Below are 12,050 nucleotides of genomic sequence, written 5' to 3' on the forward strand. Positions count from 1 at the left end.
GATACGCCCCGATTCATGGTCTTCTGGCCAGATGAGTGCCGCTCGGACTGGTGAAGGAGCCGCCGCCGCGGACGCCGATCCCCGCCGCTGGTGGGGACTGATGGTGATCGCCCTGGCCCAGCTGATGGTCGTCCTCGACGCGACCATCGTGAACATCGCGCTTCCCTCGGCGCAGCGCGACCTGGGCATGTCCGACGGCAACCGCCAGTGGGTGATCACCGCCTACACCCTCGCCTTCGGCGGACTGCTCCTGCTGGGCGGACGGGTCGCCGACCTCGTGGGCCGCAAGCGGACCTTCGTCGTCGGACTCGTCGGCTTCGCCGCCGCCTCCGCGATCGGCGGGGCCGCGACCGGTCCGGGCATGCTCTTCGGCGCCCGCGCCCTCCAGGGCGTCTTCGCCGCCGTCCTCGCGCCCTCCGCGCTGTCGCTGCTGACGACCACGTTCACCGACTCCCGGGAGCGCGGAAAGGCATTCGGCATCTACGGCACGCTCGCCGGCAGCGGCGCCGCCGTCGGCTTCATCGTCGGCGGCGCGCTCACCGAGTACCTCAACTGGCGCTGGTGCCTGTACGTCAACATCCCCATCGCCGTCGCCGCCGTGATCGGCGCGCTCGTCCTGCTGCAGGACCGCCCCCGCCGCCCCGGCGCCCGCCTCGACGTCCCCGGTGTCCTGCTGGGCTGCGGCGGCCTGGTCGCACTCGTCCACGGCTTCAGCGAGGCCGAGCCGCGCGGCTGGACCGACCCGTACGTGCTCGCGCTGTTCGCCGCCGGGATCGTCCTGCTCCTGGTCTTCGTGTGGTGGCAGACCCGGGCGCCGGTGCCCCTGCTGCCGCTGCACATCATCCGCGACCGCAACCGCGCCGGCTGCTTCCTGACCATGATGCTCGCCGTCATGGGCATGTTCGGCATGTTCCTGTTCATGACCTACTACCTCCAGGTCGCCCTCGGCTACTCCCCCGTGAAGACCGGCCTGGCCTTCCTGCCGCTGACCGTCTCGATCCTCGTCGGCTCCACCCAGATCTCGGCCCGGCTGCTGCACCGCGTGGGTCCGCGCATGCTGATGGTCCCCGGCATGCTCCTCGCCTGTGCCGGCATGGTGGTCCTCACCCGGATGACCGTGCACTCGGCCTACGCCACCGAGATCCTGCCCGCCCTGATCCTGATGGGCCTCGGCATGGGCCTGACCTTCATGCCGGTCTTCTCCACCGCCACGGCCGGCGTCGCCCCGTGGGACGCCGGCGTGACCTCCGCGACGGTCAACACCTCGCAGCAGGTGGGCGGCTCGATCGGCACGGCGCTGCTCAACACGGTCGCCACCACCAGCAGCGCCTCCTACATCACGGCCCACCTCACCGACCCGTCCCGGCGCGAGGCGGTCGTCCGGGAGGGGATGGTCCACGGCTACACGGTCGCCATCTGGCTGGCCGCCGGCATCATGCTGCTGGCGGGCCTGGTCGCGGGCCTGATGGTGACGGCCAGGGCCCCCAAACCCGACACCCCGACCGACGAACGGGTGCCGGAAGCGGTGGCCTAGGGGGAATCGGAGGGGCCCCGCCGAGACGGGGCCCCTCCCTTGCACGTGACGACGCCTAAAGACAGGTCAGCGCCGGTTCGTCACCGGGAAGGCACCGACGGCCGTGGTCGGCCCGCTCACCGCGGCCCCGTCCCGATGGCCGGCACGGTGCGCCACGACCCTCACGGTGATCTTCTTGCCCTGCTGCGCGGCCTTCAGGATCAGTACGCGCGCGGTCGCCCCGGGGATCGCCCGGCCGTCCGCGAACCACTGGTAGCTGAAGGACCCCGCGGCGGGGCTCCAGGCTCCGGCGGACACCATCAGCGCCTTGCCCACCTTGGCGGTACCGGAGATCACCGGGCGCTGGGTCGCCCGGAGAGCGTCCCCCTCGGCGACGACCGTGGCCGCCGAGGACGCCGTACCGTCCTTCCATCCGCCGCGGACCGCGGTGACGGTCACGCCGAGCCGCTTGCCGAGCAGCGAGGCCGGGACGGTGTACGTCGGCGCCGTCGCGCCCGAGATGGCCTGGCCGTCGGCCTTCCACTGGTACGTGTAGGACGTCGGGACCGACGACCAGCTGCCGGGCGACGCCGTGACCTCGGCGCCGACCTTCACCGCTCCCGTCACCTCGGGCGCGGCCGTGTTCCGCAGCTCGGGGCCGGTCACCGTGAACGTGCCCTTCTGGTACTCGGCACCGCGTGCGAGCACGCTGATCCCGTACGTGCCCGGGGTCGCGCCGGTCAGGTCGACGGTCGCCGTCAGCGTCCGGTTGTCCGCGGAGACCGACTGGGTGGTGGCGGTCAGCGAGGCACCGCTGCGGGCGAGCCGGACCTCGGCGTCCGGGCCGAGCGCAGTGCCCGTCACGGTGAGCGTCACCTTGGACTCGGCGGCCCCGGTGTCCGGGCTCACCGAGGCGACGGACACCCGGTCCGGGCCGCACAGGCCGAACTTGCAGACCAGCTTCGCGCGGTAGGCCGTGCTCGACGCCTTCTCGGGCAGTCCGAGGACCAGCACGGTGGGGGCGGCTGCGGAGCCGGAACCTCCGGCCGAGCACTGGTAGCCGCTCGGGATGTAGCGCATACAGCCGTCGGACCAGTCGCTGTCGTACAGCGCGGGCACCGCCGTGGTGTCCGCCCCGGTGGTGTCGGTGATCTCGGCGTCGAAGACGTCGATGCCGGCGGTGGGCAGCGCCGCGCAGACGGCCGTGTGCTGCTCGTCGAGCGTGCCGGTGACCGGCCCGTACCCGTAGGCGACCGACGGGACGCGCGTGCACTCGGGGGCGGGGCCTTCCGCGGTGGCGATGCGCAGGGCGTCGAGGCGGTAGGTGGGGGCCGCCTTGGCGGTCGGCGGGGTCTGCACGAGGACCTGGTGGCTGGTGGAGCCGGTCACCGCGCAGGAGTGGTTGCGGAAGGAGCACTCGGCGGTGCCGTCCCCACCGAGGACGGCGGTCTTGGCGGTGCCCAGCGGGTCCCGCACGTCGACGTGCACGACGTCCGTGGCCGCCTCGGTGGTGATCTGGTGGCAGCGCAGGGTGCCGGGGGCGTCGTACGTGCCGCCCACCGAGGGACCGCCGACCTTTGCCGCCGCCGTCCTGGCGCACCCCGCCGAGGCGGCGCTTCCGGTCACGTCGCGCCGGGTCAGCGTGTACGTGGCGGCCTGGTCCCGGCCGGTCACCAGCACGGTGTGGGCCTTGCCCGGGGTCAGGGTGCAGACCACCCAGCCGTTGGTGCTCGCGCCGCGGTCGCAGACCTGCTTCCCGGTGGAGTCCAGCACCGAGAACCGGGCGGGGACTTCGCCGGACGTGGCGACGAGCTGGAAGACCTCGGCCTTCGTGTGCGCGTCCGCCGGGATGCTCAGGCAGTGCGAGAAGACCCCGTCGCCTGTGGTCAGCGTGGCCTTCGCGCCCCCGTCCGCGAAACTGCCGGCCGGCAGGACCGGGCAGTCGCCCGCCGCGTCCGTGCGGTGCAGTGCCAGCGCGTAGGGACCGGTCGCGGGAGTGCCGTCGGCGTGGACGAGCAGCCGGTAGGGGGCGGCGCCGGTGAGCGCGCACCTGCCGCCGGACAGCTCGCTCTCGTTGCACTGCACCACGCCGTCGCGGTCGACGGCCTCCGCGTCGGCGTCCACGCCGGCCCCGCCGAGCGGGGTGAGCGCGGCGATCGTGGCCCCCTGCGGAACAGCAGGCTCCAGGCAGTCGTACTGGCCGGCGGTGGTCAGCTCACCGCGGTGGAGGCCACCGGTGTCCGCGGGCTCGCACCCGGCGCCGGAGGCCCGGTCCAGGACGACCAGCCCGTCCGGGGTTTCGTCGGTGAAGGGGTAGGAGCCGTCCAGGACGGCGGTGTATGCGCCCGCGCGAGGCAGCCGGCACGGGTCGGAGTTCGCCCGGCACACGGTGATGCCGGAGGCGTCGTACACCCGGGACGGACCGCTCTCCCCGGCCTCGTTCACGAAGTTCACGGTGTGCGGGCCCGCCTTGGCGGCGGCGAAGGTGAAGCAGGGATTGGTGGTGAGGTCCACCTTCTCCAGGGGCCCGAACGGCCGGACGGGGACGGTGGTGCACCCCTGCGGTTCGTTCAGCCGGCGGACCTTCACGGCGTACTCGGCGGGGAAGCCCTTCTCGGTGTACGAGACCCGCGACAGCACCCGGTAGGGCCCGTCCCCCGGCAGCACGCAGCTGTCCTCGCCGTCCTCGGGAAAGTGCGGGCAGATCCGGGCACCGCTGTCGTCGGTGATCCAGGCGAGCGCTTCGCCGTACACCCTGGAGCCCTCGGTGAGCCGGATCCGCTCACCGGCCCGGCCCCGGAAGGGCTGGCAGTCGACCTCGACCGGGGAGACGGTGGTGCGCACCTGGTCCGGCTGGTCCCAGTTCGTGCCGACGGGCTCCGCACAGCCCTCGGTCGAGCTCAGACGGACCATCGTGACGACCGCGTCCGCGTCCTCCCAGCCGTTGTTGAAGACCTCCAGCCGGTAGGTGCCCGACGAGGGCAGGGTGCACATGCCGTTCGTGGCGAACTCGTCGCCGGCGCAGTCCACCTCGGTGCCGTCGGCGGCGTACAGGTTCGTGAACGTCTCGTTGTTGCTGTCGTCCAGCGACACCAGGTACAGGCCGGGCGCGTCGGCGGTGACGGTGAAGCACGCGGCGGTCTCCCGTGCGATGCTCGCCTTGCCGACCGCGTCACCCGGGTCGCCGAACGGCGCGAGGGCGAGCGGCGCACACTCCGGCTCGGCGGCGCGGGCACCGCCCGCCGTGGTCAGGGCCAGCAGTGAGGCGAGCAACGAGACGACGACGGCGAACGCGGCCGGCATCAGGCCCGGCCGTCTGCGTCTCGCCCCGGGAATGTCTTCGGTGCCGGGCATGCGATCCCCCCTTGGATCTTCCGGTGATGGACGGGATCTTGGCACACGGGTGTGACATGTGCCTCACAAGTTTTCCGGCGGATCTCGGCCGGGCCCGGTGCGTCAGTGCCGTCCCGCCACCCGGTCGGCCGCCCTGGCCAGCCGGGACGAGGTCGTGCCGTGGGAGGTGCGCTCGCGTCGGTCGGCCTCGCGGTACACGGCGTACATGCCCTGCACCCCGAGCCAGCGCAGGGGCTCCGGCTCCCACTTGCGCACCCGGTGGCCGACCCAGGGCAGGTCCGTCAGGTCCGTGCGGCCGCCCTGGCCCGAGTCCAGTTGCACCAGGTCCCGCAGCGTCCGTGCCGCCAGGTTGGCCGTGGCGACGCCGGAGCCGACGTAGCCGCCCGCCCAGCCCAGTCCCGTCGACCGGTCCAGGGTGACCGTCGCGCACCAGTCACGCGGCACGCCCAGCACCCCGGACCAGGCGTGCTCGATCCGCAGTCCGGCCAGCGCCGGGAAGAAGCGGACCAGGATCTCGCGCAGCGCCTCGACCGTCGCCGCCTGGGTGGTGCCGTCGTTGTCCGTGCGGGAGCCGAAGCGGTACGGCACTCCGCGCCCGCCCAGCGCGATCCGGCCGTCGGCGGTGCGCTGCGCGTACATGTAGGCGTGCGCCATGTCGCCGAGCGTCTGGCGGCCGGCCCAGCCGATCGACTCCCACTGCGCGCCGGTCAGCGGCTCGGTCGCGATCATCGACGAGTTCATGGGCAGCCAGGTCCGCTTCTGTCCCTTGAGGGAGGCGGTGAAGCCCTCCGTGCAGCGCAGGACGTACGGCGCCCGCACGGTGCCGTACGGCGTCACCGCGTGCCGTGGGCGGATCTCCGTCACCGGCGTCGACTCGTGGATGGTCACGCCGAGCCCCTCGACGGCCGCAGCGAGCCCCTTGACCAGCTTCACCGGGTGCACCCGGGCCCCGTGCGGCGTCCAGGTCGAGCCGACCGCGTCCGCCACCCTGATCCGCTCGGCCGTCTCCCGGGCGCCGTACAGCTCCCGGTCCTTCTCGCCGAACGCCAGCTCGGCCTCGTGGAACGCCCTCAGCCGGGCCGCCTGCGCGGGCGTGCACGCCACCTCCAGCACGCCGCCCTTGTGCAGGTCGGCGTCGATGGCCTCCGCCTCGGCGACCCGGATCACCTCGTCCACGGTGTCGTTCATCGCCCGCTGCAGCCGCACCGCCGCCTCCCGGCCGTGCAGCCGCGCGTACCGGTCGCGGCCCGCGATGCCGTTGTACAGCCAGCCGCCGTTGCGCCCCGAGGCGCCGTAGCCGCAGAACTTCTGCTCCAGCACGGTGATCCGCAGGAACGGCGCCGCCTTCTTCAGGTAGTACGCCGTCCACAGCCCCGTGTATCCACCCCCGACGATCGCCACGTCCGCCGACGCGTCCCCGGCGAGCGGCTCCCGCACCGCCGGAAGACCGTCGTCCGCGTACCAGAAGGAGATTCCACCGTTCACGACACCGCTGGTCGGGCTGCTCATGGCCGGGACGTTAACCCGGGCCGGCGGCCGCTGTCTCCTTCGGATTCAGTGGAATTTCCGGCCTTCGAGGGCTCGTCGAGCGGCCGTTTATTCGCATGACCGCGCCGCCGCGCCCCGGTAGCGTCGGCAGACGTGATCGACGTTCCGGACGCGCTCGCCGTCTCGCAGGCGAAGTACAACGGAGAGGCCGGCCGCGCCTTCATCGACTCCCTGCCCGCTCTCGCGGCCGGTTTTCTGGACCGCTGGGACCTGCGGCTCGACGGCCCGTCGATGCACGGCTGGGCCGCCCTCGTACTGCCCGTCGTACGGCGCCGGGACGGCACCCCCGCCGTGCTGAAACTGCAGATCCTCGGCGAGGAGACCGAGGGCGAACCCGTCGCGCTGCGGCTGTGGGACGGCGACGGCGCGGTACGCCTCCTCGACCACGACGAGGCCACCGGCACGATGCTCCTGGAGCGCCTGGATCCGTCCCGGATGCTCAGCCACGTCGAGGACTCCCGCGAGGCCGTCCTGGTGATCGCGGGGCTGCTGGCCCACCTCACCGCCGGACCCGCCCCGGCCGGCCTGCGCCGCCTCGGCGACATCGCGCAGGACATGCTGGACCGGACGCCCCGGGCCCTGGACCGCATCCCCGACCCCGGGGCCCGCCGCCTGGTCGCCGACTGCGCCGCCGCCGTGCGCGAGGTCGCCGGCGAGCCCGGCGACCGGCTGCTGCACTGGGACCTGCACTACGACAACGTCCTCGCCTCCGACCGCGCCCCCTGGCTCGCCATCGACCCCAAGCCGCTGGCCGGCGACCCCGGCTTCGACCTGATGCCGGCCCTGGACAACCGCTACGACCCCGGCGAGGTCCGGTGGCGCTTCGACGCCATGACCGACGTCCTCGGCCTGGACCGGGAGCGGGCCCGCGCCTGGACCCTCGGCCGGGTCCTGCAGAACTGCCTGTGGAACGTCGACGACGACGATCCGCTGGAGGAGCAGCAACTGGAGATCGCCCGCCGGCTGCGGACCTGAGCCCCCGGCACCGCAACGGCAACGGCCCCCGCCTGTCCCAGGCGGGGGCCGTTCGCATGACCGAGCCCCCTGTCGGATTCGAACCGACGACCTTCGCTTTACAAGAGCGGCGCTCTAACCAGCTGAGCTAAGGAGGCACCGCGCGCCGACGAGGCGCGGAGGCTGCTCCACTGTACACAGAGCGCGTTTCCCCGAGCCACGAAGTTCGCCGCCCCGGTCATCGCGGTTCGTCACCCCAGTTCGTAGGCGAAGTCGTAGGCCACCGACGTCTCCCCGTGCCGGGCGGTGAAGGCCCCGCTCCCCCGCAGCCCGGTCAGCTCCCCCGTCCCCGAGCCGGCCACCACCTCGAACGTGCAGTGCACGGTGCCGTCCTCGTCGAAGTGACCCCGCTCCTCCAGCGCGAACGCGCCCTCGCGGCCGTCGACCCGGCCGGCCAGCAGCTCCATGCCCGTGAACGTGCCGGTCTTGCCGGTGACGTAGACGATGGAGTACTCGCACGTGGTGCCGCCGGCCTCGATGCCGCCGGAGAAGGTGTTGGTGACGGCGGCGTGCGCGAGGCGGGGGGTGGCGTCCTCGCCGGTGACGGCGTGCTCCTTCCAGTCGGCGAAGGAGAAGTGGCCGGTGGTCCGGGTGGTGGGCATGGGTGTCCTCTCGTGCCGCGACGCCGCTGCCGGCGTCGGTGTCCGTGCGTGCCGTGCCGTGCGGGACCAGCCTGGGGGACGTACCTGACATCCTCTGTCAGGTACGGCGTCGACGGCGGCCACAATGACTCCCATGCGCGCCGACCGGCTCCTCTCCCTGCTCCTGCTGCTCCAGAACCGGGGCCGGATGACCGCGCCCGAACTGGCCGCGGAACTGGAGGTGTCGGTCCGTACCGTCTACCGGGACGTGGAGGCGCTGGGCGCGGCGGGGGTCCCGGTCACCGCCGACCGGGGGCCCGCCGGCGGGTACCGGCTGATGGACGGGTACCGCACACGGCTGACGGGCCTCACGGACGCCGAGGCCGGTTCGCTGTTCCTGGCGGGGATGCCGGGACCGGCGCGCGAACTCGGGCTGGGTGCGGTGCTGGCGACCGCCCAGTTGAAGCTGTGGGCCGCGCTGCCGGACGAGCTGGCCGATCAGGGCAGGCGAGTGCAGGAGCGGTTCCACCTGGACGCCCCTGCGTGGTTCCGTGACGCCGATCCGGTGCCCTGGCTGGAGGCGATCGCGCGGGCGGTGTGGGACCAGCGGGTGCTGCGGGTCCGGTACCAGCGCTGGGGCGGTGAGGTGCACCGGGAGGTGCGCCCGCTGGGGCTCGTCCTCAAGGGCGGGATCTGGTACGTCGTGGCGCTGGCGCAGGAGGCCGTACGCACGTACCGGGTGTCGCGTTTCCGGGCTCTGGAGGAGACCGGCGAGAGCTTCGAGCGGCCGGCGGACTTCGCCCTGGCCGCCTACTGGGAGGAGTCCTCGCGGAAGTTGGAGGCGGCGCTGCGCCAGGAGACCGCGCGACTGCGGATCTCGCCGCGGGCGCGGCGGCTGCTGCCGATGCAGTTCGGGGCGGCGGGCGTGCGGGCGCTGGAGACCGCCGGGGCGCCGGACCGGGACGGGTGGGTGGAGGTGGAGATCGCCGTGGAGTCCCGGGCCGTGGCGGTCGGGGACCTGCTGCGGCTGGGCGCGGAGGCGGAGGTGCTGGGTCCCGAGGGGCTGCGCGAGGCGGTCGCGGAGGTGGTGGCGGTGCTGGCCGAGCGGTACGCGGCGCCGGACCGGGTCGAAAGTTTCGGCGAAGTTCACATGCCCGCAGGTACTGACAGACCAGGTGAACGCCAGGTACCGTCCTGACCCAGTTCACCCGTGTGGACTACACCACAACTGAACATCCACGGACACCACCACGGGATTCCCCGTCGTGGCACCACCTTCCTACAACGGATCGTCCGGCACGTTCCTGCCGGTAGAAGGGGGCCCATTCACCATGGCCACTGTCTCGTTCGACAAGGCGACCCGGATCTACCCGGGTTCCGACAAGCCCGCGGTAGACGGTCTCGACATCGAGATCGCGGACGGGGAGTTCCTCGTCCTGGTCGGCCCGTCCGGCTGCGGCAAGTCGACCTCGCTCCGGATGCTCGCGGGTCTCGAGGACGTCAACGGCGGCGCCATCCGCATCGGTGACCGCGACGTCACGCACCTGCCGCCGAAGGACCGGGACATCGCCATGGTGTTCCAGAACTACGCGCTCTACCCGCACATGACGGTCGCCGACAACATGGGCTTCGCGCTCAAGATCGCCGGCGTGCCGAAGGCGGAGATCCGGCAGAAGGTCGAGGAGGCCGCGAAGATCCTCGACCTCACACAGTACCTCGACCGCAAGCCGAAGGCGCTCTCCGGTGGTCAGCGCCAGCGTGTGGCGATGGGCCGCGCGATCGTGCGTGAGCCGCAGGTGTTCCTCATGGACGAGCCGCTGTCCAACCTGGACGCCAAGCTCCGTGTCTCCACCCGTACGCAGATCGCGAGCCTCCAGCGCCGCCTCGGCATCACCACCGTGTACGTCACCCACGACCAGGTCGAGGCCATGACGATGGGCGACCGGGTGGCGGTGCTGAAGGACGGTCTGCTCCAGCAGGTCGACACCCCGCGGAACATGTACGACAAGCCCGCGAACCTCTTCGTCGCCGGCTTCATCGGCTCCCCGGCCATGAACCTGGTCGAGGTGCCGATCACCGACGGCGGCGTGAAGTTCGGCAACAGCGTGGTGCCGGTCAGCCGGGAGGCCCTGAAGGCCGCCTCCGACAAGGGCGACCGCACGGTCACCGTCGGCGTCCGCCCGGAGCACTTCGACGTGGTGGAGCTCAACGGCGGCGTGTCCGCGTCCCTGTCGAAGGACTCCGAGGAGGCCCCGGCGGGCCTCGCGGTCTCGGTGAACGTCGTGGAGGAGACCGGCGCCGACGGCTACATCTACGGCACGGTCGAGGTCGGCGGCGAGACGAAGGACCTGGTGGTCCGCGTCAGCAGCCGTTCGGTGCCGGAGAAGGGCGCCACCGTGCACGTCGTGCCGCGGCCGGGCGAGACCCACGTGTTCTCGACCTCCACGGGTGAGCGTCTCTCCGACTGAGGCGCCGTGGGCCGACGCGGTCCCACACCCCCGTAACGGGTGAATTCACCCGTGTTGACGAAGAAGGGCCCCGCAGCCTGCTGCGGGGCCCTTCTCGTTGTCGACAAATACCCCGATACAACGGACGTTTCGAGCCGTGTGCGTCAACCCTCTACCCATTTCCGCACCCTTCCCCATCCCCCGAACCGGTGACTAAATGTCGCCAAATCACTACCGGACGCTACTCTCACTCGCGTGAAGCACTCCGTGAAGCACTCCGCCCCCCAACAGACGCGACGCGGCCGGGGCCCGGCCCGCCGGATCGGCCGCTCCCTCGCCTTCGTCCTGCCCGTCGTCCTGGTGCTCTCCGGGACCCTGGCGGTCACCCGAGTCAACTGGTCGGGGACCCCCTCGGACTCGGTGCTCACCGCGTCGGAGGCCTCCGCCACCGGGGCATCCTCGCGCGCCGCGGCCCGCGCCCCGCACGAGGTGCTGCGCGACCGGCTGCTGACCGAGCTTCAGGAGGAGGATCCGGGCGTGGCGTTGACCCACCTCCAGCAGGCCGTCGACGACCGCCCGTCGCTGGCCCGGCACTGCGCCTCCATCGCCCGCTCCCTGGGCCGCGCCGCGGTGCGGACGTACGGCCCGACCCGCGCCCAGTCGTACGCCCGACCCGTCTGCGACACCGCCTTCGCCTCGGGCGTCCTGGCCGCGCACGGCTGAGCACCGGCCACCGGGCGGCAGGGCTGCGTGCCGGCCGGGGACGCCACGTACAGTTCGGGCATGACCGATCCGAACGCTGCGTCCCGCCGCCCCGTTCAAGCCGTCGTCCTGGCCGGCGGACAGGGTTCCCGGCTGCGTCCCTACACCGACGACCGGCCCAAGCCGATGGTCGAGATCCCGGGCACCGGGACTCCGATCATCGGCCATCAGCTTGCCTGGCTCGCCGAGGAGGGCGTGACGGACGTGGTGGTCTCCTGCGGCCACCTCGCCGAGGTCCTGCAGAAGTGGCTGGAGACCGCCGATCTGCCGCTGTCCGTCACCACGGTCGTGGAGACCGAGCCCCTCGGCCGCGGCGGCGGCCTGAAGTACGCCGCCGCGCACCTGCCCCACCCCGACCGGGCCTGGTACGCCACCAACGGCGACATCTGGACCCGGTTCTCGCTGCGCGACATGGCCGACTTCCACACCGAGCGGGACGCCGTCGCGACCCTCGCCCTGGCCCGTCCGCGCCTGCCGTGGGGCGCCGTGCAGACCGACGGCTTCGGTCACATCACCGACTTCATAGAGGCACCGCCCTCGACCTTCGAGATCAACGCGGGCGTGTACGTCTTCTCCCCGGGGTTCGCCGCGATGCTCCCGGAGCGCGGGGACCACGAGCGGACGACGTTCCCGCGGCTGGCCCGTGAGCGCCGGCTGGCCGGTTTCCCCATTCCGCAGGGCTCCTACTGGCGCGCGATCGACACCGCGAAGGATCTGACGGAGGCGGCGCGGGAGTTGGCGGCGCAGGGACGCTGAGCCCGCGCAGTTCCCGGAACCGACCTGACATCACAGGGACGAAATGACGGGGTCCCGCACGGACGATCACGTGCG

9 protein-coding genes and 1 tRNA gene are annotated in these 12,050 nt (G+C 72.4%); 6 read left to right on the forward strand and 4 right to left on the reverse strand.

What is annotated here, in order from left to right; genetic code table 11:
* Positions 1–31 precede the first annotated feature (31 nt).
* Positions 32–1,534, forward strand: a complete 1,503-nt coding sequence (locus H0H10_RS38265; RefSeq protein ID WP_188185830.1) for an MFS transporter — start codon at positions 32–34, stop codon at positions 1,532–1,534.
* 66 nt (positions 1,535–1,600) lie between these two features.
* Here the strand turns inward: H0H10_RS38265 and H0H10_RS38270 are convergent, their stop codons facing one another.
* Positions 1,601–4,867, reverse strand: coding sequence for a Tat pathway signal protein (locus tag H0H10_RS38270; RefSeq protein WP_223181042.1), 3,267 nt, complete (start codon positions 4,865–4,867; stop codon positions 1,601–1,603).
* Positions 4,868–4,969: 102 nt separating this feature from the next.
* Entirely contained in the window at positions 4,970–6,376 is a 1,407-nt protein-coding gene (locus tag H0H10_RS38275; protein WP_188185831.1) for an NAD(P)/FAD-dependent oxidoreductase, read from the reverse strand.
* Between the two features lie 132 nt (positions 6,377–6,508).
* On the opposite strand from H0H10_RS38275, the gene H0H10_RS38280 reads away from it, so the two are divergent.
* On the forward strand, positions 6,509–7,390 hold the full coding sequence (locus H0H10_RS38280) for an aminoglycoside phosphotransferase family protein (protein ID WP_188185832.1): 882 nt from the start codon (positions 6,509–6,511) through the stop codon (positions 7,388–7,390).
* 63 nt (positions 7,391–7,453) lie between these two features.
* On the opposite strand, the gene H0H10_RS38285 is transcribed toward H0H10_RS38280, so the two are convergent.
* Both H0H10_RS38285 and H0H10_RS38290 read right to left on the reverse strand, forming a co-directional pair.
* Positions 7,454–7,527 (reverse strand) — tRNA-Thr (locus tag H0H10_RS38285).
* A 93-nt stretch (positions 7,528–7,620) separates the two neighbouring features.
* A complete protein-coding gene (locus H0H10_RS38290; protein ID WP_188185833.1) occupies positions 7,621–8,031 on the reverse strand; it encodes a DUF3224 domain-containing protein in 411 nt (136 codons plus the stop codon).
* Positions 8,032–8,164: 133 nt separating this feature from the next.
* On the opposite strand from H0H10_RS38290, the gene H0H10_RS38295 reads away from it, so the two are divergent.
* From H0H10_RS38295 to H0H10_RS38310, 4 genes are all read left to right on the forward strand, one after another.
* On the forward strand, positions 8,165–9,208 hold the full coding sequence (locus H0H10_RS38295; protein ID WP_188185834.1) for a helix-turn-helix transcriptional regulator: 1,044 nt from the start codon (positions 8,165–8,167) through the stop codon (positions 9,206–9,208).
* A 133-nt stretch (positions 9,209–9,341) separates the two neighbouring features.
* Positions 9,342–10,478 (forward strand): diacetylchitobiose ABC transporter ATP-binding protein MsiK, encoded by a 1,137-nt coding sequence (gene msiK, locus H0H10_RS38300; RefSeq protein WP_188185835.1) that lies wholly within the window; start codon positions 9,342–9,344, stop codon positions 10,476–10,478.
* A 246-nt stretch (positions 10,479–10,724) separates the two neighbouring features.
* Positions 10,725–11,180, forward strand: a complete 456-nt coding sequence (locus H0H10_RS38305; protein WP_188185922.1) for a hypothetical protein — start codon at positions 10,725–10,727, stop codon at positions 11,178–11,180.
* A gap of 60 nt (positions 11,181–11,240) precedes the next feature.
* The gene (locus H0H10_RS38310) at positions 11,241–11,975 is read left to right on the forward strand and encodes a nucleotidyltransferase family protein (RefSeq protein WP_188185836.1); all 735 of its coding nucleotides are present in this window, start codon (positions 11,241–11,243) and stop codon (positions 11,973–11,975) included.
* Positions 11,976–12,050: the final 75 nt, after the last annotated feature.

Source organism: Streptomyces griseicoloratus, from assembly GCF_014534645.1.
GTDB lineage: Bacteria > Actinomycetota > Actinomycetes > Streptomycetales > Streptomycetaceae > Streptomyces > Streptomyces griseicoloratus.